The sequence below is a fragment of the Streptomyces sp. NPDC001515 genome (assembly GCF_053597115.1).
In genome coordinates, this window is record NZ_JBSFHN010000059.1 from 1 (window position 1) to 24,860 (window position 24,860).

A 24,860-nucleotide genomic window follows, 5' to 3' on the forward strand; every position below is an offset into this window, starting at 1 on the left:
CATCGCGCGTGCCCGGCCGCCGCTGTGCGTGGGCCACGGACCGTCCGGTACGGCTCAGCCGGCCGTGACCTCGACCGCCGCGAGGTTCTTCTTGCCCCGGCGCAGCACCAGCCAGCGCCCGTGCAGCAGCTCCTCGCGGGAGGGCGCCGCCTCGCCGTCGACGGCCTTCACGTTGTTCACGTACGCGCCGCCCTCCTTGACCGTGCGCCGGGCCCCCGACTTGCTGGGGGCCAGGCCGACCTCCACCAGCAGGTCGACCAGCGGACCCAGCTCGGTGACCCGGGCGTGCGGAACCTCGGACAGTGCGGCGCTCAGCGTCGCCTCGTCCAGCTCCGCCAGCTCGCCCTGGCCGAACAGCGCCTTCGACGCGGCGACCACGGCGGCGCACTGGTCCGCGCCGTGCACCAGCGTCGTCAGCTCCTCGGCCAGCGCGCGCTGCGCGGTGCGCGCCTGCGGACGCTCCTCGGTGACCTTCTCCATCTCCTCCAGCTCCGCGGGGCTGCGGAAGCTGAGGATGCGCATGTAGCGCGAGACGTCTCGGTCGTCCACGTTCAGCCAGAACTGGTAGAACGCGTACGGCGTGGTCATCTCCGGGTCGAGCCAGACGGCGCCGCTCTCGGACTTGCCGAACTTGGTGCCGTCCGCCTTCGTCATCAGCGGCGTCGCCAGCGCGTGCACCTCGGCGCCCGGCTCCAGGCGGTGGATCAGGTCGAGCCCCGCGGTCAGATTGCCCCACTGGTCGCTGCCGCCCTGCTGGAGGGTGCAGCCGTACCGCCGGTACAGCTCCAGGAAGTCCATGCTCTGGAGCAGCTGGTAGCTGAACTCGGTGTAGCTGATGCCCTCGTCGGACTCCAGCCGCCGGGCGATGGACTCCTTGGTCAGCATCTTGTTGACCCGGAAGTGCTTGCCGATGTCCCGGAGGAACTCGATCGCGGACAGGCCCGCGGTCCAGTCCAGGTTGTTCACCATGACCGCCGCGTTCTCGCCCTCGAAGGACAGGAACGGCTCGATCTGGGTGCGCAGCCGCGCCACCCAGGCCGCGATCGTCTCCGGGTCGTTCAGCGTGCGCTCGGCGGTGGGGCGCGGGTCACCGATCTGGCCGGTGGCCCCGCCCACCAGGGCGAGCGGCTTCAGCCCCGCCCGCTGGAGCCGGCGCATGGTGAGCACCTGCACCAGATGGCCCACGTGGAGGCTGGCAGCCGTCGGGTCGTACCCGCAATAGAAGGTGACGGGACCGTCCGCGAGCGCCTTGCGCAATGCGTCCTCGTCGGTGGACTGGGCGAACAGCCCGCGCCACTTCAGCTCGTCGACGATGTCCGTCACGGTTCCATGCTCCTTAAGAGACCGGTCAAGTGCGATGTGTCAGTCAGTCTAGGCCGGTCAGACCCCCGGACTGACCGAGCTCATGTTGAAGTCCGGGACGCGCATCGCCGGCATCGCCGCCCGGGTGAACCAGTCGCCCCACTCGCGCGGCAGCGTCCGCTCGGTGCGCCCGGCCTCGGTGGCCCGCGACAGCAGGTCCACCGGGGACTCGTTGAAGCGGAAGTTGTTCACCTCGCCGACGACCTCGCCGTCCTCCACCAGGTACACCCCGTCGCGGGTCAGCCCGGTCAGCAGCAGGGTGGCCGGATCGACCTCCCGGATGTACCAGAGGCAGGTCAGCAGCAGCGCCCGCCCGGTCGTCGCCGCGACCATCTCCTCCAGTGAGCGGTCGCCGCCGCCCTCCAGCAGCAGATTGTCGATCGCCGGGGCGACCGGCAGCCCCGTCAGGCCCGCCGTGTGCCGGGTCGTCGTCAGCCGTTCCAGCCGGCCGCCGCCGATCCAGTCGGTCCGGCCGAGCGGCAGCCCGTTGTCGAAGACGGAGGCGCCGTCCCCGGAGCTGTGCGCCAGGACGAACGGGGCGGACTCCAGGCCCGGCGCGTGCGGATCGCTGTACAGGGTCAGCGGCAGCGGCGACAGCATCTCGCCCAGCCGGGTGCCGCCCCCGGGCTTGGAGAACACCGTCCGGCCCTCCGCCGCGTCCCGCGCGGTCGCCGACCACAGCTGGTAGACCAGCAGATCGGCCACGGCCGTGGGCGGCAGCAGCGTCTCGTACCGCCCGGCGGGCAGTTCGACGCGGCGCTCCGCCCAGGCCAGCCGCCGCGCCAGCTCCGCGTCCATCTCCGCCGGGTCGACGTCCTTGAAGTCCCGGGTCGAGTGCCCCGCCCAGGCCGAGCGCGTGCGGTCCGGGGACTTGGCGTTCAGCTCCAGCGTCCCGTTGGGCTGGTCGTGGCGCAGCCGCAGCCCCGTGGACGTGCCCAGGTAGCTGGACGTCATCTCGTGGTTCGCGAAGCCGTACAGCTCACGGCCGCCGGACCGGGCCCGTGCGAAGGCGTCGCCGAGGGCCGGGGCGAACGCCGCGAAGACGTCCGAGTCGGTCTCGGCGGGCGCGTCGGTGAAGTCGGGGGACGGGGGCACCCCGGTGACCAGCGGCTGGGCGTCCTCCGCCGGACCGGCCGCCCGCGCGGCGGCCTCGGCGGCCCGCACCAGCGGCTCCAGGTCCTCGGCGGTGACCGCGGCCCGCGACACCACACCGGAGGCGGCGCCCTCGCCGCCGTCGACCGTGGCGATCACGGTCACGGTCCGCCCCCGTGTCACCCCGTTCGTGGTGAGCGCGTTCCCCGCCCAGCGCAGATTGGCCGACGACTCCTCGTCGGCGATGACCACACAGCCGTCCGCGGTGGACAGGCCGAGCGCCCGCTCGACGATCTCGTGCGGCTTGCTCACGCGGCTCATCGCCCGGCCTCCTGCGTCGTGTTGAGACTGTGCCTGCCCGGGGGGCGCCCCCCGGACCCCCGGCCGGTTCCGTGGTCGCCGCTCATCGCCCGGCCTCCTGCGTCGTGTTGAGGATGTTCACGCCCCGGAAGAGGGCGGAGGGGCAGCCGTGGGAGACGGCCGCGACCTGGCCCGGCTGGGCCTTGCCGCAGTTGAAGGCGCCGCCCAGGACGTACGTCTGCGGACCGCCCACCTTCTCCATCGAGCCCCAGAAGTCCGTGGTCGTCGCCTGGTAGGCGACATCGCGCAGCTGACCGGCGAGCCGGCCGTTCTCGATGCGGAAGAACCGCTGACCGGTGAACTGGAAGTTGTACCGCTGCATGTCGATGGACCACGAACGGTCACCGACCACGTAGATCCCGCGCTCGACCCCGCCGATCAGATCCTCCGTGGAGAGCCCGCCGGGATCCGGCCGCAGCGACACATTGGCCATGCGCTGGACGGGGACGTGGCCCGGCGAGTCCGCGAAGGCGCAGCCGTTGGAGCGGCCGAGGCCGGTGAGGCGGGCCATCCGGCGGTCCAGCTGGTAGCCGACCAGGGTGCCGTCCTTCACCAGGTCCCAGGACTGCGCCTCGACGCCCTCGTCGTCGTAGCCGATCGTCGCGAGCCCGTGCTCCACCGTGCGGTCGCCCGTCACGTGCATCACGGGCGAGCCGTACGCCAGCTTGCCCAGCTGGTCGAAGGTGGCGAAGGAGGTCCCGGCGTACGCCGCCTCGTAGCCCAGCGCCCGGTCCAGCTCGGTGGCGTGGCCGATCGACTCGTGGATGGTCAGCCAGAGGTTCGACGGGTCGACGACCAGGTCGTAGCGGCCGGCCTCGACGCTCGGGGCCCGCATCTTCTCGGCGAGCAGGCCGGGGACGGACTCCAGCTCCGCGTCCCAGTCCCATCCGGTGCCGGTCAGGTACTCCCAGCCGCGCCCCACCGGCGGGGCGATGGTGCGCATCGAGTCGAACTCGCCGGTCGCCGCGTCCACGGCGACCGCGGTGAACTGCGGATGGATCCGGACCCGCTGCTGCGTGGTGACGGTTCCCGCCGTGTCCGCGTAGAACTTGTTCTCGTGGACGGTCATCAGGGAGGCGTCCACATGTGCCACCCCGTCCGCCGCCAGGAGCCGGCCGCTCCACTCGGCGAGGAGTCCCGCCTTCTCCGCGGCGGGGACGGAGAAGGGGTCGGTCTCGTACGAGGAGACCCAGGTCCGCTCGCCGTGCACCGGCTCGTCCGCCAGCTCCACCACCTCGTCGGAGCCCGCCGCCGCGGTCACCTTCGCCGACAGCTTCGCCATGGCGACGGCCCGCGAGGCCACCTTCGCCGCCGCGTCCATCGTCAGATCCACCCCGGAGGCGAAGCCCCAGGCCCCGCCGTGCACGACCCGTACCGCGTATCCGAGGTCGGTGGTGTCCGAGGATCCGGCCGGGCGCGCGTCCCGCAGCCGCCAGGTGGCACTGCGCACCCGCTCCAGCCGGAAGTCGGCGTGGGCCGCCCCGAGCGCGCGGGCACGGGCCAGCGCGGCGTCCGCGAGGGCCCGTAGCGGAAGGTTCAGGAACGACGGATCTACCTCATGGGGCACGGGTGGCCACTCCTCTGTGTCACATACCCATGGATCGGTTACGAGGCAGTGAAGCACGGCCGCGACGGCCCCGCGGCCGAATTCCCCCGGCGCCGGACGGGCCGGGGGCCGCGACTGTAGGAACCCCACAGTGCCCGGCGGGAGGCCCTGTCAGGGGCCGATTGCTCGCGGGGCGGACGGTACCGATAGGTTTTCGACGTACCAGACCGCTAGGGAAAGGGTGATCCGTTGAGCCGCTCGGTTCTCGTCACCGGAGGAAACCGGGGCATCGGCCTCGCCATCGCCCGCGCTTTCGCCGACAACGGCGACAAGGTCGCGGTCACCTACCGTTCCGGCGAGCCGCCCGCCGAGCTCACCGAGGCCGGGGTTCTCGCGGTCCGTTGCGACATCACCGACCCCGAGCAGGTGGAGCAGGCCTACAAGGAGGTCGAGGAGAAGCACGGCAATGTGGAGGTGCTGGTCGCCAACGCCGGTATCACCAAAGACCAGTTGCTGATGCGGATGTCCGAGGACGACTTCACCTCGGTCCTCGACACCAACCTCACCGGCACCTTCCGCGTGGTCAAGCGCGCCAACCGCGGCATGCTGCGGGCCAAGAAGGGCCGGGTCGTCCTCATCTCCTCCGTCGTCGGCCTCCTCGGCTCGGCCGGTCAGGCCAACTACGCCGCGTCCAAGGCCGGTCTGGTGGGTTTCGCCAGGTCCCTGGCGCGCGAGCTGGGCTCGCGGAACATCACGTTCAACGTCGTCGCGCCCGGTTTCGTCGACACCGACATGACGCAGGTCCTCACCGAGGAGCAGCGCAAGGGCATCGTCGCCCAGGTCCCGCTCGCGCGTTACGCGCAGCCGGAGGAGATCGCCGCCGCGGTGCGCTTCCTGGCCTCCGACGACGCTTCGTACATCACTGGAGCCGTCATCCCCGTTGACGGCGGATTGGGCATGGGTCACTGATCACCATGAGCGGAATTCTCGACGGCAAGCGCATCCTCATCACCGGGGTGCTGATGGAGTCGTCCATCGCGTTCCACGCCGCCAAGGTGGCCCAGGAGCAGGGTGCCGAGGTCATCCTGACCGCGTTCCCGCGCCCCACGCTCACCGAGCGCATCGCCAAGAAGCTGCCCAAGCCCGCCAAGGTCATCGAGCTGGACGTGACCAACGACGAGCACCTGGACCGGCTGGCCGGTCTGGTCCGCGACGAGCTGGGCTCGCTCGACGGCGTCGTCCACTCCATCGGCTTCGCGCCGCAGGACGCGCTCGGCGGCAACTTCCTCAACACCCCCTTCGAGTCGGTCTCCACCGCGATGCACGTCTCGGCGTTCTCGCTGAAGTCGCTCGCCATGGCGTGCAAGCCGCTGATGAGCGAGGGCGGCTCGATCGTCGGGCTGACCTTCGACGCGCAGTTCGCCTGGCCGCAGTACGACTGGATGGGCCCGGCCAAGGCCGCGCTGGAGGCCACCTCCCGCTACCTGGCCCGCGACCTGGGTCCGGACGGCATCCGCTGCAACCTGATCTCGGCCGGACCGCTGGGCTCGATGGCCGCCAAGTCCATCCCGGGCTTCGACGGGCTGGCGGACGTGTGGAACACCCGCGCCCCGCTCGCGTGGGACATGACCGACCCCGAGCCGGCCGGCCGCGGCATCGTCGCGCTGCTCTCGGACTTCTTCCCGCGCACCACGGGCGAGATCATCCACGTCGACAGTGGCGTGCACATGATGGGCGCCTGAGCCCGGCACCGTACGCACCGGCCGCGCACCGTCTCCCCGGAGGCGGTGCGCGGCCGTGTGTCCGGACCCCCCCGGGGCCCCCCGGGGCCCCGGCCCTTGTCCCGCACGGCCTGGCGCCGCTCAGGTCGAAAAGCCGGACGATCCACCGCAGAATGTGGAGGAACCGGACTTCTGGTCAGGCGAGGGGAGGAGATCGCTGTGCGACGTACACCTCACCGAACCAAGGCCCTGCTGGCTTCCGGCGCCGTCGTCGTCGGACTCCTCGTCCCGGCCGGGCTGTACGCCGCCGGGCACGTCGGCGCAGCCGGTGCCGCCGCGCCCCCGGCCCCCAGCCCCGAACCCTCGGGCGCCGAATGCCGTACGTCGGTGAAGGGCTCCCGGGTCGTCGCCTACTGCCACAACCCGTACCCCTCCACCGACCGTGTCCAGCTGCACACCGAGTGCGCCCAGTGGTGGGACATCGACGCCGACGGCCGGGCCGTCGACGTGCGGCCGGGGCGGACCGTGCGCCTGGACGACCGCTGCTGGAAGGACGTCGCCTCCGCGTGGGTCACCCACGCCGCGCCGGGCGGGACCTGAGCCTCCCGGACCCCGCCTCAGACGCGGTCCGCCAGGCAGGTCAGCGCGTGGCTCGCGGCCTCCGCCGCCGCCGTCTCCGCGTCGCCGGCCCGGATCGCCTCGACCAGCCGGCCGTGGTCCATGTGGTTCTCCGGACGCAGCTCGGCGCCGACGTCGCCCCGCAGGTAGTCCCGCAGCAGATCGCCCAGATCGGCGTAGAGGCCCGTCAGCACGTCGTTGTGGGAGGCCGCCACCACCGCCAGGTGCAGCGTCGCGTCCGCCGCCACGAACGCCTCCACGTCCCCGGCCGCCCAGGTCTCCTCGCGCCGCCGCATCAGCGTGTCCAACTGCTTCAGATCCCGGTCGGTGCGCCGGAGAGCCGCCAGCCGCGCGGCCGACGACTCCAGGGTCGAGCGCAGTTCCGCCACATGGCGCGGATCGGCCGAGGCGAACCTGCGGTGCATCACCCCGGCCAGCTCGCTGGTGGCGACGACATAGGTGCCCGAGCCCTGGCGGATGTCGAGCAGTCCGTTGTGCGCGAGCGCGCGCACCGCCTCGCGCACCGTGTTGCGCGCCACCCCCAGCTGCTCGACCAGCTCGGGCTCGGTCGGGATGCGCGAACCCACGGGCCACTCGCCGGACGTGATCTGGTTCCTCAGCTGGGCGATCACCTGGTCGGCGAGTGCCGAACGCCGCGGGGTGGTCAGCGTCATGGTGCTCCTTGCTCGGGTGGGCGGCGGACGGCGGACGGGCCGTCGTCCCGCGGAGGTGTCCGCATCTTCTCAGAGCATTGGACAACCAATCATCCCATGATTCTATGATGGCCCCATGCGTGACGACGAGACCCCGACCGGCACCCCCGCCGGAACCCTGAACCCCGCCGCCCCCGCGGTTCCCCGCACCGAGGCCCCCGCCCGCGCGACGGCCGCCTCCCCGTGGATCCTGCGGCTGGTCGCCGTGGGGCTCGTCCTCACCGCGCTCAACCTCCGCCCGGCCATCACCAGCCTCGGCGCCCTCCTGGAGGAGGTGCGCGACGGACTGCACATGAGCGGCAGCGTCGCCGGGGTCCTCACCTCGGTGCCCCCGCTCTGCTTCGCCGTCTTCGGCGTCATGGCACCGCGCCTGGCCCGCCGTTTCGGGCCCGGCGCGGTCGTCTGCGCGGGCATGGCCGCCATCACCGCGGGCCTGGTCGTCCGGCCGCTCGTCGGCGGCACCGCCGGCTTCCTCGCGGCGAGCGCCCTGGCCCTCATGGGCATCGCCGTCAGCAACGTCCTGATGCCGGTGATCGTCAAGCGCTGGTTCCCGGACCGGGTCGGCTCCATGACCGGCCTCTACTCCATGGCCCTGGCGCTGGGCACCTCGCTGGCCGCCGCCGTGACCGTGCCGCTGACCGGCGCGCTCGGCGGCGGCTGGCGGGCCGGCCTGGGCATCTGGGCCGTCCTCGCCGCCGCCGCGATCCTGCCCTGGCTCCCGCTGGTGCGGGGCGGCGGCACCGCCGCGCGGTCCGCCGCCGCCCAGGCCCCCGCCCCCGAGCTGCGGATCACCCGCAGCCGCACCGCCTGGGGCCTCGCCTGCTTCTTCGGCCTCCAGGCCACCGCCGCGTACATCACCATGGGCTGGATGCCGCAGATCTTCCGCGACGCCGGGGTCTCGGCCGGTACCGCGGGCGTGCTGCTCGCCGTCACCATGGCCATGGGCGTGCCCCTCGCCTTCGTCATCCCCCGGGTCGCCGGCCGGATGCGGAACCAGGGCCCGATCGTCCTCTTCCTCGGCGCCTGCGGTCTCGCCGGCTACGCCGGACTCTTCCTCGCCCCGGCCGGCGGTGCCTGGGTCTGGGCGGTGCTCCTGGGCATCTCGAACTGCTCCTTCCCGCTCGCCCTCACCATGATCGGGATGCGCGCCCGCAGCGGCGCCGGCGTCGTCCGGCTCTCCGCCTTCGCCCAGTCCACCGGCTACCTCATCTCCATCCCCGGCCCGCTCCTGGTCGGCGTCCTCTACCAGCACAGCGGCGGCTGGGGCGTGCCGATCGCGCTGATGGCGGCCCTGATGGTGCCCCAGATGGCGGCGGGCTTCCTGGCCGGCCGGGACCGGACGATCGAGGACGAATGCTGAGATGCGAGACTGGGGCCATGTCTCCTGTGCTCGACCCGAATCCCCAGAACGGTCAGAAGAAGCTGCTCCTCGTCCTCGGGGCCATGCTGCTGATCACGGTCGTCATCGGCGTGGTCGCCTCGGTCTTCTCGCCCTGACGGACGCCGGGGGTGGGGCTGGCCCCACCATCCCTTAGGGGGCCAGGGTCAGGGTGAAGTGGGTGGGTCACCGGATGGGACCGGCGCCGCCGGATCCGTAGGTTCGTGGATGTCGAGAACCCACAGCCACGGAGGCGGTCATGCAGGCCCGTACGGACACCCGCTCCACCCGCTCCGACGCGGCCGGCGTCGAGGTCCGCCTCCCGTGGTGGGCCGTCGTGCTGCCCGCCCTGGCCTTCGCCGCGCTCCTGCTGCTGATGGCCGGGCCCGGCGAGGCGCACGCCGCCTCCGGCGAGCCCGCGATCAGCCGGCTGCTGGGGCACCTCGTCGCGTTCCTGGGCCGCTGACGTCCGGCGGACCGGGCCCGGGAGCCCGTCAACACCCTGCGCCGGGCCGCGCGTTTCGTGCGAAGCTGAGGTGTATGAGCGTCGATACACCTCGCAGGATCGTCCTACTCAGGCATGCCAAGGCGGAATGGTCGAACGACTCCGACCACGAGCGCCCGCTCGCGGAACGGGGCCGCAAGGACGCCCCGGTCGCCGGCCGCAAGCTCGCCGACTCCGGGATCGCCTTCGACCTGGCCCTCTGCTCCACCGCCGCCCGGACGCGGGAGACCTGGAAGCTCGCCGTGCACGAGATGCCCGAGCGCCCCAGGACCGTGTACGAGGAGCGCATCTACGAGGCTTCGCCCGGCGAGCTGATCGCCCTGCTCAACGAGACCCCCGACGAGGTCCGCGATCTGCTCGTGATCGGCCACAACCCCGGGATGCACGCCGTCGCCGACGCCCTCTCCGGCGACGCCGAGGGCGATGCCCTGGCCCGGATGAGCCGCGGCGGCTTCCCGACCGCCGCCTTCGCCGTGGTCGCGTTCACGGGCGGCTGGAAGACCGTCGAACACGGCGTCGGCACGCTCGTCGAGTACTGGACTCCGAACGACTGACACCCCCCGGCACACGGAAGGGCCCCGGCACGCGCACCGCGCACCGGGGCCCTTCCGCGTACCGAGGGCTACTCGACGAGACCGTCGGCGGCCTCGACCTCCTCGCGCGTGACGCCCAGCAGATAGAGCACGGTGTCCAGGAACGGCACGTTCACCGCCGTGTGCGCGGCCTCGCGGACCACCGGCTTGGCGTTGAAGGCGACCCCGAGCCCCGCCGTGTTCAGCATGTCCAGATCGTTCGCCCCGTCGCCGATCGCCACCGTCTGCGCCAGCGGCACCCCGGCCTCCGCGGCGAACCGGCGCAGCAGCCGCGCCTTGCCCGCCCGGTCCACGATCTCCCCGGTCACCCGGCCGGTGAACTTCCCGTCCACGATCTCCAGCGTGTTCGCCGAGGCGAAGTCGAGCCCCAGCCGCTCCTTGAGATCGTCGGTCACCTGCGTGAAGCCGCCGGAGACGACCCCCACTTGGTAGCCGAGCCGCTTGAGCGTACGGATCAGGGTGCGGGCCCCCGGCGTCAGCCGCACCTCGGCGCGGACCTTCTCCACCACCGAGGCGTCCAGCCCGGCCAGCAGCGCCACCCGGGCGTGCAGCGACTGCTCGAAGTCGAGCTCGCCGCGCATCGCCCGCTCGGTCACCTCCGCGACCTGGGCCTCGCAGCCGGCATGGGCCGCGAACAGCTCGATCACCTCGTCCTGGATGAGCGTCGAGTCGACGTCCATCACCACCAGCCGCTGCGCCCGCCGGCTCAGCCCGGCCGAGACCACGGCCACGTCCACACCGATCTTGGTGGACTGGGTGGCCAGCGCGGTGCGCAGCGCCTCCGTCCCCGTACCGGACACGGCGAACTCCACGGCCGTCACCGGATACTTCGCCAGCCGGAAGATACGGTCGATGTTCCCGCCGGTCGACGTGATGCTGGCCGCTATGGCGGCGGTCGACTCCGCGGTCAGCGGGTGCCCCAGCACCGTCACATGGGAACGGCCGTCGCCGCGCGGGCGGTTGTCGCCCGTCCCGGAGATGATCTCGGCCTGGAGCTTCAGCGACTCGGCCCAGCTGTGCACGGTGGCCCGCAGATCGCCCTCCGTGGTCCCGCCCGCGGTCGGGGCGGTGACCAGGGCGCACAGGACGATCCGGCCCCGCGTGACGACCTGCTCGATGTCGACGACGTCCACGGAGTAGGCGGCGAGGGTGTCGAAGAGGCCGGCCGTGATGCCGGGCCGGTCCTTCCCGAAGATCTTCACGAGAAGCGTCGGGGTGTCGGAGCCCCGTGACGCGGGGGGCTCGGGAGACGGGGCGGGCTGCGGGGGCTGAGGTGCGCTCATGGTGTTCCCACCGTATCGGTCCCGGCCACGCGCCCGGCGGCCCGTTCCGAGGATCGGACAGGCGTCCGATGTCCGTGATCACGCTCTTGGAAACGTTCCGCCCCGGTGTGCGGCGAGCTGCCGGGAACCGTGAGGTATGCCCCGGAGCGGTCGCAACAGCGCGGTCTCGGTTCGGTCACCGTCCCGCCCGGCTTTGGCATCGCCTTCCGCCCGGCTTTCGTATCCGGGACTGGTCCTGGAATAGTTCCCCACGATGTTCAGCATCCCTAGACTCCCCGCAACGGGGGTCACTCGGGGGACGACTAGTGGGGCGCGGAGTGCCGGAACTCGTACTGGAATTGAATGGCAGGACCTGGACGCTCGATCCGTCCAGGTCGTACACCCTCGGACGTGATCCGCAGGGCGACATGACGATCGACGACGCCAGGGTGTCGTGGCGGCACGCCACGATCAGCTGGAACGGCCGCGGCTGGTCCATCGAGGACCACGGCAGCACCAACGGCACGTATGTGCAGGGGCAGCGGATCCAGCAGATGGAGATCGGCCCCGGATCCACGGTGAACCTGGGCAACGCCACCGACGGCCCCCGGCTCAGCCTCAGCGCCGCCGGGGTGTACAGCGGCCAGGCCGCCGCGGGGGCCCAGGCCCCCGCCCCGCAGCAGCACGCCCCGGCACCGCAGCAGCATGCCCCGGCACCGCACCAGGCCGGCCCCGGCATGCCGCAGCAGCAGCCCGCCCCGCAGCAGGGCTGGCAGCAGCAGGCGCCGCAGCAGCAACCCCGGGTGCCGCAGCAGGGCATGGGCGCGGGCGGTCCGGCGGGCGGCCCGCCCGTCTACGGCGACCGGAGCCCGACCACGTTCCACCAGCTGGCCCTCGACCGCGTGATGCGGATCGGCCGTGCGCTGGAGAACGAACTGGTCGTCTCCGACCTCCAGGTCTCCCGCCACCACGCCGAGTTCCACGCGACGCCCGACGGCCGCTTCTCGATCCGCGACCTCGGCTCCCACAACGGCACGTACGTCAACGGCCAGCCGCTCTCCAAGTCCGGTTCGGCGCTGATCGGGCCGAACGACATCGTCGGCGTCGGCCACTCGACCTTCCGGCTGGTCGGGGACCGGCTCGAAGAGTTCGTCGACACCGGTGAGGTCTCCTTCGCCGCCCGCCACCTCACGGTGACCGTCGACGGCGGGAAGCAGATCCTCAAGGACGTCTCCTTCGGCGTCCCGGAGAAGTCGCTCATCGGCGTCATCGGCCCGTCGGGGTCCGGCAAGTCCACCCTGCTCAAGGCGCTGACCGGCTACCGGCCCGCCGACCAGGGCGATGTCCTCTACGACAACCGGAACCTGTACAAGCAGTTCGCCGAGCTCCGGCAGCGCATCGGTCTGGTCCCGCAGGACGACATCCTGCACAAGGAACTCACCGTCGCCCGCGCCCTCAAGTACGCCGCCAAGCTCCGCTTCCCCGCGGACACCACCGAGAACGAGCGCCAGGCGCGGATACACGAGGTCCTCGCCGAGCTGAAGCTCGACATCCACAAGGACAAGAAGGTCACCTCGCTCTCCGGCGGCCAGCGCAAGCGCGTCTCGGTCGCCCTGGAGCTGCTGACCAAGCCGTCGCTGATCTTCCTGGACGAGCCGACCTCCGGCCTCGACCCGGGCATGGACCGCGATGTGATGCAGCTGCTGCGCGGACTGGCCGACGACGGACGCACCGTCCTGGTCGTCACCCACTCCGTCGCGGAGCTGGCGATCTGCGACAAGCTCCTGGTGATGGCGCCGGGCGGTTCGGTGGCCTACTTCGGCCCGCCGGACGAGGCGCTGAACTTCTTCGGCTACAGCACCTGGGCCGATGTCTTCTCGGCCTTCGAGAACTACCGTGACTACGACTGGTCGGGCCGCTGGCGCGGCTCGCAGCACTACCAGCTGTACGCGGCCGACATCGACGCGGTCGCCGCGCAGTCCGTCCACATGCCGCCGCCGCAGCAGATGCGCCCGCCGAAGCCGCAGGGCTGGTCGGCGCAGCTGTGGACGCTGATGCGCCGCTATGTCTCGGTGATCGCGTCCGACAAGGGCTTCATGGGTCTGATGGTGATCCTGCCCGCGGTGCTCGGCGTGGTCAGCGTGGTCATCCCCGCCGACTTCGGCCTGGCGCCGCCCAAGCCGCCGTCCCGGTTCAACGGCGACGCCGGAACGATCATGCTGATCCTGGTGATCGGCATGACGTTCTCGGCCGCCGCCAACTCCGTACGAGAACTGATCAAGGAACGGGTCATCTACGAACGGGAACGGGCCACCGGCCTGTCCCGCTCGGCCTATCTGATGTCCAAGGTGATCGTGCTCGGCGTGATCACGGCCATCCAGGGCGTCATCATCTGCGGGATCGGCTTCGCCACCCGCGATCTGCCCGAGGAGGGGCTGATCATGCCGCCGGCCGTGGAGCTGTGCGTCACGATCATCGCGCTCGGCTTCACCTCGATGATGTTCGGCCTGGTGATCTCCTCGCTGGTGAAGACCGCCGAGAAGACCATGCCGTTGCTGGTCATGTTCGCCATCGTCCAGGTCGTCTTCACCGGCATCCTCTTCCAGGTCTACGGTTCGCCCGGCCTGGAGCAGTTCGCCTGGCTGATGCCCTCGCGCTGGGCCATCGCCGGCGCCGGGTCCACGCTCGACCTGGCCCACCTGATGCCGCCGTGGGACGCCAAGAACCCCACGGACCTGGACCCGCTGTGGGAGCACTCGGCCGGCCAGTGGGGCGTCAACATCACCGTGCTGCTGGTCCTCGGCATCATCTGCGGAGTGGCCGTCGCCCGGCTGCTGCGCCGCCACGAGCCCGAGGTCATGCGCAAGTAGCTCGGGCCCGCCACCGTACGACGCCGAAGGGCGGCACCCCCGCGGGGGTGCCGCCCTTCGGCGTGTGCCACGGCCGGTCAGTAGGCGCTGTTGACGTTGTCGATCGAGCCGTACTTGTCGGCGGCGTAGTTGGCCGACGCGGTGATGTTGGCGACCGGGTCGTACTGCGTGTGCGGGGTGCCGGACACGTGGTAGTAGTCGAAGGTCGGCTTGATGATCTGGAGCAGACCGATCGAGGGCACACCGTTGCGGGCGTTGATGTCCCAGTCGTTGATGGCGTTCGGGTTGCCGCTGGACTCGCGGATGATGTTGCGGTGCAGCCCCTCGTACGTACCGGGGATGCCCTTCTCCTTCATGATGGCCAGCGACTCGCGGATCCAGCCGTCCAGGTTGTTCGCGTAGACGCGGGTGCGGGACTCGGAGCGGCTGGACTTGTGGCCGTGGCGCTCGGAGACGGCCTTCTCGGCCTTCGCCTTCTTGGCCTTGGCACGCGCCTCGCTCTTGACCTTCTCGGCCTTCGCGACGGCCTCGACCTTCGCCTTCTCGGCCTTCGCGGCGGCGGCCTTCTCGGCCTTGGCCGCGTCGACGGCCTTGACCAGCTGCTCGGCGGTGGCGTGCTGCTCCAGCAGGCTGTTCTGGATGGTCCTGGCCTGCGGGGCGCCGGAGTCGAACACGACGGGGGACGCGGAGAGGGCCTGCGGCTCGGTCTCGGCCGCGGCGTTACCCGGCACCAGGGACAAGGAGAGGGCAGCGGCGGCGACGGCGGAGACACCGGCGGCGGAGAGCTTCTGGGTCTTGTTCAGGTTACGGATACGGGCGGGAATGCGGGACGCGGACATACAGGCATTACCTCTTCGAATCGCGGGAGTCCTCACGGAGGACGAAGACGGGAGCGACTGCGCATCTCCGTCGGGGACAACAGCAATTCTTAGCGGCGGCAAAATGGCCTGGCAAAGGTGTGACGTACGAAGCCGGGTAGTGGAACACGGAGGCGTTTGTCCGTTATGACCCACACGTGACGCCGAGCAAATCGCCCTTTTCCACCCACTAGGGAACTTCGTAAGTGACCTGGGCCCTATGCCCGGCCTCACACCACACCCGGCCCCGTCTCACCATCCGTTGCTCCTGCAACTCGCTGAGTGAGGGCCTGGGGCCCTTTCGGGGGCCCTGTCCGGGAGCGCCGGCCCGCCACGGCTCCCGCGTCCGAGGCCCTAGTCCCCAGGGCCTACCCCGGGGCCGTCCGCAGGCCGATACGGGCAGGTCGGGCCGCCGGTACGGTGTGGCGCATGAGCCATCGCCCCGCCTCGGGCCTCGCCGCCGTGAGCGCCGCACTGCTCGCCATGAGCAGGCACCTCGAAATGCGCGACGTCCTCAAGACGATCGTCGCCTCGGCGCGTGAACTGCTGAACGCGCAGTACGCGGCGCTCGGCGTCCCGGACGACCACGGCGGCTTCGCGCAGTTCGTCGTCGACGGGGTGAGTGACGAGGAGTGGAAGGCCATCGGCCCGCTGCCCCGCCAGCACGGCATCCTCGCCGCGATGCTGCGCGAGGCGAAGCCCGAGCGCCTGGCCGACGTCCGCAAGGACCCCCGGTTCGAGGGCTGGCCGGCCGCCCACCCCGACATGTCCGACTTCCTCGGACTGCCGATCCGGGACGGCGACGACGTCATCGGCGCCCTCTTCCTCGCCAACAAGCAGTGCCCGAAACCCGAGGGCAGCTGCGGATTCACCGCCGAGGACGAGGAACTGCTGTCGATCCTCGCCCAGCACGCGGCGATCGCCCTCACCAACGCCCGGCTCTACGAACGCAGCCGCGAGCTGACGATCGCCGAGGAGCGCTCCCGGCTCGCCCACGAGCTGCACGACGCGGTCAGCCAGAAGCTCTTCTCCCTCCGCCTCACCGCCCAGGCCGCCGCCGCCCTCGTCGACCGCGACCCGGCCCGCGCCAAGGGCGAGCTGCACCAGGTCGCCGCGCTGGCCGCCGAGGCCGCCGACGAGCTGCGCGCCGCCGTCGTCGAGCTGCGCCCCGCCGCCCTGGACGAGGACGGGCTCGTCGCCACCCTGCGCACCCAGATCCAGGTCATGGACCGGGCCCACACGGCCCGGGTCACCTTCACCGGCGCCGGCGTACGGGCGCTGCCGGCCTCCCAGGAGGAGGCCCTGCTGCGGGTCTCCCAGGAGGCCCTGCACAACGCCCTGCGCCACTCGGGGGCCGACCACGTCGACGTCACCCTCGCCCGCCGCGACGGGGGCACCGTGCTCCGCGTCACCGACGACGGGCGCGGCTTCGACCCGGCGGCCACCCGGCGGGCCGGACGCCATCTGGGCCTGGTCTCCATGCGGGACCGCGCCGCCGGGGTCGGCGGAACACTCAGCGTTGAATCGGCGCCCGGCAAGGGCACCACGATCGAGATGGAGGTGCCCTGTGGCTGACGGGACCATCAAGGTGCTGCTGGTCGACGACCACCAGGTGGTCCGCAGGGGCCTGCGCACCTTCCTGGAGATCCAGGACGACATAGAGGTCGTCGGGGAGGCGTCCGACGGCGCCGAGGGCGTGGCCAGGGCCGAGGAGCTGCGGCCGGACGTGGTCCTGATGGACATCAAGATGCCCGGCACCGACGGCATCGAGGCCCTGCGCCGCCTGCGCGAGCTGGAGAACCCCGCGAAGGTCCTCATCGTCACCAGCTTCACCGAGCAGCGCACGGTGGTCCCCGCCCTGCGCGCCGGAGCCTCCGGTTACGTGTACAAGGACGTCGACCCCGACGCGCTGGCCGGCGCCATCCGCTCGGTCCACGCGGGCCACGTCCTCCTCCAGCCCGAGGTGGCCGGGGCGCTGCTCGCCCAGGACGAACCCGGCGCCGGAACGGGGCGGGGGAGCACCCTGACCGAACGCGAGCGCGAGGTCCTCGGCCTGATCGCCGACGGCCGCTCCAACCGGGAGATCGCGCGGGCCCTCGTTCTGTCCGAGAAGACCGTCAAGACCCATGTCTCGAACATCCTGATGAAGCTCGACCTGGCGGACCGCACCCAGGCCGCCCTGTGGGCCGTACGGCACGGCGCGGCGGGCTGATCCCGCCCTCCGGCCCGGCACCGGCCCGCCCCCGCTCGGCGTCGGCTCGGCTCCGCGAATTCACTCACGCGGGTATGCGTCACCCGAACGGCGGATCCTCTTCCGGCCGCGGGCGTTCTTCAGGGCGTGCCGCGGCGGACCGTCGCGGCGACGCGAGGAGGAACCTGGAGTGAAGAACCTGAAGAAGGCTGCCGACGTCACCATGATCGCCGGCGGGCTCATCGCCGCCGGATCCGGCGCGGCGTCCGCCACCGGCCACGGCGGCGCCGGCGCGCACGGCGTCGCGGCCCACTCCCCGGGCCGGGCCTCGGGACGCGCCGGCCCCCCACACCGAAGGGTCTCCAGGCGCGCCGGGCCGTCGAACGCCGGGCCCCGGTCTCCGGGCCGTCCCCCTACCGCGCCCGCTCCTCCACATACGCGTTGTACGCCGCGACCTGCGCCCGTCGGGCCACCCGCTCCACCGGCCGCAGCGCCTCGCCCCGTGCCGCGATCTCGGAGGCGCTGACCGCACCGCCGTGACCGTCGTACGCCAGGGAGATCAGCAGCCCGATCCGCTGGGCCAGCGCGAGCACCCGTGCGGCGCGCGGCGGATACCCGGGGGCGAGCACCTCGCCCCCCTCGGCCCGCGCCCGGTACGCGTCCAGCGCGGCCTCGGCCACCGGCCCGGAGGCCGCCACGTCGAGGCGCGACAGCACCGACGTCGCCTCCCGCATCGCCTCGGCCAGCTCCCGTTCCGCCTCGCCCAGGGACGGCACGTCCGCCGGGGGCGCCTCGCGCACCGTCAGACAGTGCCAGACGCACTCGACGTGCTGGTCCCCGGTGTGCCCGGCCGCCCGCACCTCGGGTACCAGCCCGTACGGCGCACCGAAGGTGACCACGGCCTCCTCCGCCTCCAGCGCGCGGGCGTTGAACTCCGCGGGACCGCTCAGCCCCAGCGGATGCCCGGGAACCGGCAGCGCCACCCGGAACCCCGTCGCCCCCAGCCGCCGCAGCCGCCCCAGGGCGAGGGTCAGCCCGACCGGACCCGCCTCACCCGGCAGCCCCTCGACGCGGTGCACCGCGTCCTCCCCGACGATGGCCGCCGCCGCGTCGTCGGGCGACACGAGCCCGGCCAGCAGCGCGTTGCCCCAAGCGGCCAGCAGCCCTGAGCGTGGTTCCGAATGCATGGGCACAGCCTAAGGGCGTCCGCGGTCCCCGGCGGGCGCGCGACGGCACCCCTTGGGCCGCCCCGCCGGTCACGGCCGATCCGTGGGACGGGCCCCTCGGCAGCCCCCTGGGACCCCTCGCACTCGCGCGGTGGCGTAGGTTTTCCCTGGGAGCTGTGCCCACCGGCACGCGACGATCTCGACACTGCATGGGGAGACAACGCGCTCATGAGCGATGTACTGGAGCTGGTGGACGTATCCGTGGTCCGCGACGGACGCGCTCTGGTGGACGACGTCTCCTGGGCGGTCAAGGAGGGGGAGCGCTGGGTCATCCTCGGCCCGAACGGCGCCGGCAAGACCACCCTCCTCAACATCGCGTCCAGCTACCTCTTCCCGACCACGGGGACCGTCTCCGTCCTCGGCGAGCGGCTCGGCGGCGTCGGCACCGACGTCTTCGACCTCCGCCCCCGCATCGGCATCGCGGGCGTCGCCATGGCCGAGAAGCTGCCCCGCCGCCAGACCGTCCTGCAGACGGTGCTCACCGCCGCGTACGGCATGACCGCCACCTGGAAAGAGGACTACGACCAGGTCGACGAGGACCGCGCCCGCGCCTTCCTCGACCGCCTCGGCATGACCGAGTACCTCGACCGGAAGTTCGGCACCCTCTCCGAGGGCGAGCGCAAGCGCACCCTGATCGCCCGCGCCATGATGACCGACCCCGAGCTGCTCCTCCTCGACGAACCGGCCGCCGGTCTCGACCTCGGCGGGCGCGAGGACCTGGTGCGCCGGCTCGGCCGGCTGGCCCGCGATCCGTACGCCCCCTCGATGATCATGGTGACCCACCACGTCGAGGAGATCGCCCCCGGCTTCACCCACGTCCTGATGATCCGTCAGGGCAAGGTGCTCGCCGCCGGCCCCATGGAGACCGAGCTCACCTCCCGCAACCTCTCCCTCTGCTTCGGCCTGCCCCTCGTCGTCGAGCACCAGGGCGACCGCTACACCGCCCGCGGACTCCCGCTCGGCTGAGCCCCGTTGACGGGGCCCCGCTGCCGGGGCTCCGTCAAGCGCCCGTCGCCGGTCCTGTCGTCGGCCTTGCCCGGTTGCGCCCTGTCCGTGAGGGTGCCTGCGGTCCTACGATGACCCCGTGGACATCGACGCGTGGGTGTGGTGGCTGATCGGTGCGGTGGGACTGGGCATTCCGCTCGTCCTCACCGCGATGCCCGAGTTCGGCATGTTCGCCGTGGGCGCGGTCGCCGCCGCGGTCGTCGCGGCCCTCGGTGGCGGAATCGTCGCCCAGGTCCTGGTCTTCGTCATCGTCTCGGTGGCGCTGACGGCCGTGGTACGCGTGATCGCCGGCCGGCAGCGCGGGGACCGCGCGCCCCAGCACGCCACCGGCATCGATGCCCTGAAGGGCCGTCAGGCCGTCGTCCTGGAACGGGTGGACGGCGCCGGCGGGCGCATCAAACTGGCCGGCGAGGTCTGGTCGGCCCGCTCACTCGACGCCGAGCTCAGCTTCGAGCCCGGCCAACAGGTCGACGTCGTCGACATCGACGGGGCGACGGCCGTCGTCATGTGACCGAACTGCCCCCACGCCAAGGCGCGTTCTGTCAGACTCGGTGACGATCATCAACCGAAGGGCACGAGGAAACGATGCAACCGATCATCATCGTCCTGATCATTCTGGTGGTGCTCGTCTTCATCGCTCTGATCAAGACGATCCAGGTCATTCCCCAGGCCAGCGCCGCCATCGTCGAACGGTTCGGCCGGTACACCCGCACCCTCAACGCGGGCCTGAACATCGTCGTCCCGTTCATCGACTCGATCCGCAACCGGATCGACCTGCGCGAGCAGGTCGTGCCCTTCCCGCCGCAGCCCGTCATCACCCAGGACAACCTGGTCGTCAACATCGACACCGTCATCTACTACCAGGTGACCGACGCCAGGGCCGCGACGTACGAGGTCGCCAGCTACATCCAGGCCATCGAGCAGCTCACCGTCACCACGCTCCGCAACATCATCGGCGGCATGGACCTGGAACGGACCCTGACCTCCCGCGAGGAGATCAACGCCGCGCTGCGCGGAGTCCTCGACGAGGCCACCGGCAAGTGGGGCATCCGCGTCAACCGCGTCGAGCTCAAGGCGATCGAACCGCCCACCTCTATCCAGGACTCGATGGAGAAGCAGATGCGCGCCGACCGCGACAAGCGCGCCGCCATCCTCCAGGCCGAGGGCACCCGGCAGTCCGCGATCCTCACCGCGGAGGGCGAGAAGCAGTCCGCCATCCTGCGGGCCGAGGGCGAGGCCAAGGCCGCCGCCCTGCGCGCGGAGGGCGAGGCTCAGGCGATCCGTACGGTCTTCGAGTCGATCCACGCCGGCGACCCGGACCAGAAGCTCCTCTCGTACCAGTACCTCCAGATGCTCCCGAAGATCGCCGAGGGCGACGCCAACAAGCTCTGGATCGTCCCGAGCGAGATCGGCGACGCCCTCAAGGGCCTCAGCGGCGCCTTCGGCAACATCGGCGGCGGCGTCCCCGGCTTCAACACCGCCGCCGAACGCCGCGAGGAACCCCCCGTCGACTGACGCCCGCCACCCCTCGTGCATGATTCGGTGCACCGAACACCGATCAGGCACGGGGGATGAGCCATGACCATCTGGGAGATGCTCGCCGTCTTCGCGGCGGGCATCAGCGCGGGCGCGATCAACACGATCGTCGGCTCCGGCACGCTGATCACCTTCCCGGTGCTCCTGGCCGTCGGCCTGCCGCCGGTCACCGCCACCGTCTCCAACGCCCTCGGCCTGATCCCCGGCTCCATCAGCGGCGCCATCGGCTACCGCAAGGAACTGGAGGGCCAGCGCCGCCGCGTCCTCAACCTCGCCGTCGGCGCTCTCATCGGCGGCCTCACCGGCGCCACCCTGCTCCTCGCGCTGCCCTCCACCGCCTTCGAGACGATCGTCCCGGTCCTGGTCGCCCTGGCCCTCGTCCTCGTCATCCTGCAACCACGCATCAGCAAAGCCGTCCAGCGCCGCCGCGAACGGACCGGCGGCGAGGCCCGCCCCGACGGCGGCCCGCTGCTCTTCGTCGGACTGATGCTCGCCAGCGTCTACGGCGGCTACTTCACCGCCGCCCAGGGGATCATCTACCTCTCCCTCATGGGCATGCTGCTGGACGACACCATGCAGCGCCTGAACGCCGTGAAGAACGTCCTGGCGGCCGTCGTCAACAGCATCGCCGCGCTCTTCTTCCTCTTCGTCGCCGACTTCGACTGGACCGCCGTCGTCCTGATCGCCGTCGGCTCCGCCCTCGGCGGCCAGATAGGCGCCACGATCGGCCGCCGCCTCAGCCCCGCACTGCTGCGCGGCCTCATCGTCACGGTCGGTACGGTCGCCATCGTCCAGCTCGTCCTGCGCTGACACGACGAAGCCCGCCTCCTCACGAGGCGGGCCTCCCCTACAGCAGCGGTCGTACGGCGGCTACGCCGCGGACCGGGACAGCCACTCCGGCAGCTCCGACCGGTCCCCGGCCGCCAGCGCCAGCAGCATCGCGTCCGCCGGCGAGGGCACGAACGGCTGCCGCAGCAACGGCATCCCCGCCTCCTCCGGCGTTCGCGCGGCCTTGCGGTGGTTGTCCTCCGCACAGGACGCCACCGTGTTCAGCCAGGTGTCCTGGCCCCCCTGGGCGCGCGGCAGCACATGGTCGACGGTGCTCGCCCGCCGCCCGCAGTACGCGCACCGGTGCTGGTCCCGGATCAGCACCCCCCTCCTGGACCACGGGGCCTGTCTTCGGAACGGCACCCGTACGTACCGGCAGAGCCTGATCACCCGCGGCACCGGAATGTCCACGGCGGCACCACGCATACGGAGCTCGGGGTGGGACTGCTCGACGACGGCCTTGTCCTGCAGAACCAGCACCACCGCACGGTTCAGCGTCACCGTCGACAGCGGCTCGAAGCTCGCGTTCAGTACCAGCGTGTCCCGCATCTCGCCCACCTCCCGTGTGCCGCCCGCCCCCTGGCAGGCCCGGATCAACTGTGGCCGGGCAGGCCGTGACGGACAACGCAATAAAAAGTGCCCTGCCCTGATCTCTCCAGGACCAGGGCAGGGCAAACAGCGGGCGAACGTCCGGATTCAGGCTCCGGCGGCGGGTTCGGCGTACTCCCCGACCAACTGGGCCCGGCCCAGCGTGTGGAAACGCAGGTTGAAACCGACCGCGGCCGGGGACGTGTCGCTGTCCGTGCCGAGCTTCTCGGTGTCCACCGCGTACACGGTGAAGACGTAACGGTGGTTCTCCCCGGCCGGCGGGGCGGCGCCGCCGAACTCCTTCGACCCGTAGTCGTTACGGGCCTGCACGGCGCCCTCGGGAAGCCCCTCGAACGCCCCGCTGCCCGCACCGGCCGGCAGGTCCGTGACCGACGCCGGGATGTCGAAGACCACCCAGTGCCAGAAACCGCTGCCCGTCGGGGCGTCCGGGTCGAAGCACGTCACGGCGAAGCTCTTCGTCTCCGCCGGGAACCCCTCCCACCGCAGCTGCGGCGAGGTGTTCCCCGCCGCGAACACCTGCGCGTCCGCCAGCACCCCGCCCGGCGCCAGATCCTCGCTCACCACGGTGAACGAGGGCACCTCGGGATGGAAGTCGTGCGGAAGCGGGGCCCTCTTCGGCTCGGTCACGTCAGCTCACCTCTCCTGATGATTCAGCTCCGGGACGGTCTCCGGCTCCCCGAGCCTAGAACCAGTTGCGCTGCCCGCCGACCTGCGCCAGCCACTGGTTCAGATACGCCGCCCAGTCGGTCCCCCGGAAGTCGTGCAGGCCGACCTGGAACGAGCGGTAGGAGTCGCTGCCCTCGCTGAACAGCCCCGGCTTCTTGTCCATCTCCAGGATCACGTCCATCTCGCGGTCGTCCGCGACGAAGGACAGCTCGACCTGGTTCAGCCCGCGGTACTGCGACGGCGGGTGGAACTCGATCTCCTGGTAGAACGGCAGCCGCTGGCGCGTCCCGCGGATGTGCCCGCGCTCCATGTCGGCGCTGCGGAAGCGGAAGCCGAGCTGCCCGAAGGCGTCCAGGATGGCCTGCTGGGCCGGGAGCGGGTGCACGTTGATGGGGTCGAGGTCGCCCGAGTCGAGCGCCCGCGCGATCTCCAGCTCCGTGGTGACCCCGATGTTCATGCCGTGCAGATGCTGCCCGGCGAACATCGTGATCGGGGTCTCCCAGGGGATCTCCAGCCCGAACGGCACCACGTGCACCGCGCCGGCCCGCACCTCGAAGGCCCCGCCCAGCCTGAGCTTCGTGAACTCGATGTCCTGCTTGTACTCCTGGTCCTGCCCCTCGACCTCGACCCGGGCCTGGAGCCCGACGGAGAGTCCCTCGATCTGCTGGTCCACGGACCCGCCCTGGATCCGCACCTCGCCCTGGACGATCCCGCCCGGCACGACGTTGACCTCGGTCAGCTCCGTCTCCACCGAGGCGCCGCCGGCACCCATGCTCGCGAGCAGCCGCTTGAAGCCCATGTTTCTCCTCCTAGGTCCTGACCCCTACATACGCGCGAGGACCGTACCCGGTTCCCGGTAACGTCGACCGGCATGAACGCCGATCTCCTCTCCCGCCCCGCCGAAGAGGTCGCCCCCGATCTGCTCGGCGCGGTGCTCTCCTGCACCACCTCCGAGGGAACGGTGAGCATCGCCCTCACGGAGACGGAGGCGTACTCGGGCGCGGCCGACCCGGCCTCGCACGCCTACCGGGGCCGCACACCCCGCAACGCCGTGATGTTCGGTCCGGCCGGACATCTGTACGTCTACCGGTCCCACGGCCTCCACTGGTGCGCCAACGTCGTCACCGGCGTGGACGGCATCGCCTCGGCCGTCCTCATCCGGGCCGGCCGGATCGTCGCGGGCGAGGAACTGGCGCGCGAGCGCAGGGGCGCGGGCATCGACGCCCCGCGTCTCGCACGGGGGCCGGGGAACTTCTGCCGGGCGCTCGGCATCACCTCGGAGCACATCGGCGCGGACCTCCTGGCCGGTTCCGAGGTGACGCTGACGGACGGGGAGCCCGTCCCCGCCGCCCGCATCCGGGTCGGGCCCCGCGTGGGCGTGAGCAAGGCCCACGACTGGCAGCACCGGTTCTTCGTGGCCGGCGACCCCACGGTGTCGGCCTACCGGCTCAGCCCGCGCGCCAAGCCGCCCACCCAGACCTGAGCCGTCGGTGCGAGGGCAACTTGACTCTCCCTTGGTGGACCCCTAAGGTGGACCGAGTCGCTTGACACAGGTACGTCCTTGGTTCGGTCCATCGGATCGCACACCGGACCATCTGAGGCGGCCAACCACTACCTACGATTCACCCTCAGCGGGTGCGTATTTTGGCGTGCCAAAATACAACCCCGGGACTCGATTATGAGTGACCGAGGAAATCCGCTAACGTAGTGGACACGCCGAAAGGGAAAGCGCGAAAGCGAATTCCTGGAAGGTAAAAGCTGGACCCGCTTCGACCGGGAATCGGACACGAAAGAGTCTGATAGAGTCGGAAACGCAAGACCGAAGGAAAGCGCCCGGAGGAAAGCCCGCAGGGGTGAGTACAAAGGAAGCGTCCGTTCCTTGAGAACTCAACAGCGTGCCAAAAGTCAACGCCAGATATGTT

Annotated in this window: 25 protein-coding genes and 1 pseudogene; 16 read left to right on the forward strand and 10 right to left on the reverse strand. The window is 71.3% G+C overall.

Annotated elements, in window-relative coordinates:
- Nucleotides 1–54: 54 nt before the first annotated feature.
- From tyrS to ACWCXC_RS36180, 3 genes are all read right to left on the reverse strand, one after another.
- Nucleotides 55–1,323: a tyrosine--tRNA ligase gene (tyrS, locus tag ACWCXC_RS36170; RefSeq protein ID WP_450685437.1), complete on the reverse strand. Its 1,269-nt coding sequence runs from the start codon at nt 1,321–1,323 to the stop codon at nt 55–57.
- A 57-nt stretch (nt 1,324–1,380) separates the two neighbouring features.
- Complete coding sequence (locus ACWCXC_RS36175) at nt 1,381–2,775, reverse strand: metallopeptidase TldD-related protein (protein WP_450891702.1); 1,395 nt, start codon at nt 2,773–2,775, stop codon at nt 1,381–1,383.
- A gap of 82 nt (nt 2,776–2,857) precedes the next feature.
- Nucleotides 2,858–4,381, reverse strand: coding sequence for a TldD/PmbA family protein (locus ACWCXC_RS36180; RefSeq protein WP_450685439.1), 1,524 nt, complete (start codon nt 4,379–4,381; stop codon nt 2,858–2,860).
- 228 nt (nt 4,382–4,609) lie between these two features.
- Here ACWCXC_RS36180 and fabG point away from each other — a divergent pair, with 228 nt between their 5' ends.
- From fabG to ACWCXC_RS36195, 3 genes are all read left to right on the forward strand, one after another.
- Complete coding sequence (gene fabG / locus ACWCXC_RS36185; protein WP_450685440.1) at nt 4,610–5,329, forward strand: 3-oxoacyl-[acyl-carrier-protein] reductase; 720 nt, start codon at nt 4,610–4,612, stop codon at nt 5,327–5,329.
- A gap of 5 nt (nt 5,330–5,334) precedes the next feature.
- On the forward strand, nt 5,335–6,102 hold the full coding sequence (gene fabI, locus ACWCXC_RS36190) for an enoyl-ACP reductase FabI (protein WP_450685441.1): 768 nt from the start codon (nt 5,335–5,337) through the stop codon (nt 6,100–6,102).
- A 198-nt stretch (nt 6,103–6,300) separates the two neighbouring features.
- On the forward strand, nt 6,301–6,681 hold the full coding sequence (locus ACWCXC_RS36195; protein WP_450685442.1) for a hypothetical protein: 381 nt from the start codon (nt 6,301–6,303) through the stop codon (nt 6,679–6,681).
- 17 nt (nt 6,682–6,698) lie between these two features.
- Here ACWCXC_RS36195 and ACWCXC_RS36200 read toward each other — a convergent pair whose 3' ends face one another.
- Complete coding sequence (locus tag ACWCXC_RS36200) at nt 6,699–7,373, reverse strand: FadR/GntR family transcriptional regulator (protein ID WP_450685443.1); 675 nt, start codon at nt 7,371–7,373, stop codon at nt 6,699–6,701.
- Between the two features lie 115 nt (nt 7,374–7,488).
- Here ACWCXC_RS36200 and ACWCXC_RS36205 point away from each other — a divergent pair, with 115 nt between their 5' ends.
- From ACWCXC_RS36205 to ACWCXC_RS36220, 4 genes are all read left to right on the forward strand, one after another.
- On the forward strand, nt 7,489–8,772 hold the full coding sequence (locus ACWCXC_RS36205; RefSeq protein ID WP_450685444.1) for a CynX/NimT family MFS transporter: 1,284 nt from the start codon (nt 7,489–7,491) through the stop codon (nt 8,770–8,772).
- 26 nt (nt 8,773–8,798) lie between these two features.
- On the forward strand, nt 8,799–8,909 hold the full coding sequence (locus ACWCXC_RS36210; RefSeq protein ID WP_450685460.1) for an SGM_5486 family transporter-associated protein: 111 nt from the start codon (nt 8,799–8,801) through the stop codon (nt 8,907–8,909).
- A gap of 140 nt (nt 8,910–9,049) precedes the next feature.
- A complete protein-coding gene (locus ACWCXC_RS36215) occupies nt 9,050–9,256 on the forward strand; it encodes a hypothetical protein (RefSeq protein ID WP_450685445.1) in 207 nt (68 codons plus the stop codon).
- A gap of 74 nt (nt 9,257–9,330) precedes the next feature.
- Nucleotides 9,331–9,849, forward strand: a complete 519-nt coding sequence (locus ACWCXC_RS36220) for a SixA phosphatase family protein (protein WP_450685446.1) — start codon at nt 9,331–9,333, stop codon at nt 9,847–9,849.
- A gap of 68 nt (nt 9,850–9,917) precedes the next feature.
- On the opposite strand, the gene serB is transcribed toward ACWCXC_RS36220, so the two are convergent.
- Entirely contained in the window at nt 9,918–11,171 is a 1,254-nt protein-coding gene (gene serB, locus ACWCXC_RS36225) for a phosphoserine phosphatase SerB (protein ID WP_450891703.1), read from the reverse strand.
- Nucleotides 11,172–11,476: 305 nt separating this feature from the next.
- Here serB and ACWCXC_RS36230 point away from each other — a divergent pair, with 305 nt between their 5' ends.
- Nucleotides 11,477–14,020: an FHA domain-containing protein gene (locus ACWCXC_RS36230; protein ID WP_450891704.1), complete on the forward strand. Its 2,544-nt coding sequence runs from the start codon at nt 11,477–11,479 to the stop codon at nt 14,018–14,020.
- A 77-nt stretch (nt 14,021–14,097) separates the two neighbouring features.
- On the opposite strand, the gene ACWCXC_RS36235 is transcribed toward ACWCXC_RS36230, so the two are convergent.
- Complete coding sequence (locus ACWCXC_RS36235; RefSeq protein WP_450685449.1) at nt 14,098–14,859, reverse strand: transglycosylase SLT domain-containing protein; 762 nt, start codon at nt 14,857–14,859, stop codon at nt 14,098–14,100.
- A gap of 447 nt (nt 14,860–15,306) precedes the next feature.
- Between ACWCXC_RS36235 and ACWCXC_RS36240 the strand changes: the two genes are divergently transcribed.
- The 3 genes and pseudogenes from ACWCXC_RS36240 to ACWCXC_RS36250 all read left to right on the forward strand — a co-directional run.
- Complete coding sequence (locus ACWCXC_RS36240) at nt 15,307–16,452, forward strand: GAF domain-containing sensor histidine kinase (RefSeq protein ID WP_450891705.1); 1,146 nt, start codon at nt 15,307–15,309, stop codon at nt 16,450–16,452.
- Nucleotides 16,445–17,089, forward strand: coding sequence for a response regulator (locus tag ACWCXC_RS36245; protein WP_383649223.1), 645 nt, complete (start codon nt 16,445–16,447; stop codon nt 17,087–17,089). The genes ACWCXC_RS36240 and ACWCXC_RS36245 overlap by 8 nt, the downstream gene beginning before the upstream one ends.
- Before the next feature lie 169 nt (nt 17,090–17,258).
- Nucleotides 17,259–17,402: pseudogene (locus tag ACWCXC_RS36250) on the forward strand (chaplin); the annotation flags it as partial.
- A 79-nt stretch (nt 17,403–17,481) separates the two neighbouring features.
- Here the strand turns inward: ACWCXC_RS36250 and ACWCXC_RS36255 are convergent.
- Nucleotides 17,482–18,255 (reverse strand): hypothetical protein, encoded by a 774-nt coding sequence (locus tag ACWCXC_RS36255; RefSeq protein WP_450685451.1) that lies wholly within the window; start codon nt 18,253–18,255, stop codon nt 17,482–17,484.
- A 207-nt stretch (nt 18,256–18,462) separates the two neighbouring features.
- Between ACWCXC_RS36255 and ACWCXC_RS36260 the strand changes: the two genes are divergently transcribed.
- The 4 genes from ACWCXC_RS36260 (at nt 18,463) to ACWCXC_RS36275 (ending at nt 21,645) form a co-directional block, all read left to right on the forward strand.
- Complete coding sequence (locus tag ACWCXC_RS36260) at nt 18,463–19,260, forward strand: ABC transporter ATP-binding protein (protein WP_450685452.1); 798 nt, start codon at nt 18,463–18,465, stop codon at nt 19,258–19,260.
- 118 nt (nt 19,261–19,378) lie between these two features.
- On the forward strand, nt 19,379–19,810 hold the full coding sequence (locus ACWCXC_RS36265; RefSeq protein ID WP_450685453.1) for an NfeD family protein: 432 nt from the start codon (nt 19,379–19,381) through the stop codon (nt 19,808–19,810).
- A 74-nt stretch (nt 19,811–19,884) separates the two neighbouring features.
- Entirely contained in the window at nt 19,885–20,814 is a 930-nt protein-coding gene (locus ACWCXC_RS36270) for an SPFH domain-containing protein (protein ID WP_450685454.1), read from the forward strand.
- A 63-nt stretch (nt 20,815–20,877) separates the two neighbouring features.
- Complete coding sequence (locus tag ACWCXC_RS36275) at nt 20,878–21,645, forward strand: sulfite exporter TauE/SafE family protein (protein WP_450891706.1); 768 nt, start codon at nt 20,878–20,880, stop codon at nt 21,643–21,645.
- A 60-nt stretch (nt 21,646–21,705) separates the two neighbouring features.
- Here ACWCXC_RS36275 and ACWCXC_RS36280 read toward each other — a convergent pair whose 3' ends face one another.
- The 3 genes from ACWCXC_RS36280 to ACWCXC_RS36290 all read right to left on the reverse strand — a co-directional run bounded on the left by ACWCXC_RS36280 (nt 21,706) and on the right by ACWCXC_RS36290 (nt 23,737).
- Nucleotides 21,706–22,212: an HNH endonuclease gene (locus ACWCXC_RS36280; protein WP_450685456.1), complete on the reverse strand. Its 507-nt coding sequence runs from the start codon at nt 22,210–22,212 to the stop codon at nt 21,706–21,708.
- A 147-nt stretch (nt 22,213–22,359) separates the two neighbouring features.
- Nucleotides 22,360–22,899, reverse strand: a complete 540-nt coding sequence (locus tag ACWCXC_RS36285; RefSeq protein WP_450685457.1) for a YbhB/YbcL family Raf kinase inhibitor-like protein — start codon at nt 22,897–22,899, stop codon at nt 22,360–22,362.
- Between the two features lie 55 nt (nt 22,900–22,954).
- Nucleotides 22,955–23,737, reverse strand: a complete 783-nt coding sequence (locus ACWCXC_RS36290; RefSeq protein ID WP_450685458.1) for a sporulation protein — start codon at nt 23,735–23,737, stop codon at nt 22,955–22,957.
- Nucleotides 23,738–23,809: 72 nt separating this feature from the next.
- Between ACWCXC_RS36290 and ACWCXC_RS36295 the strand changes: the two genes are divergently transcribed.
- Complete coding sequence (locus ACWCXC_RS36295; RefSeq protein WP_450685459.1) at nt 23,810–24,421, forward strand: DNA-3-methyladenine glycosylase; 612 nt, start codon at nt 23,810–23,812, stop codon at nt 24,419–24,421.
- The last annotated feature ends 439 nt before the right edge of the window (nt 24,422–24,860 follow it).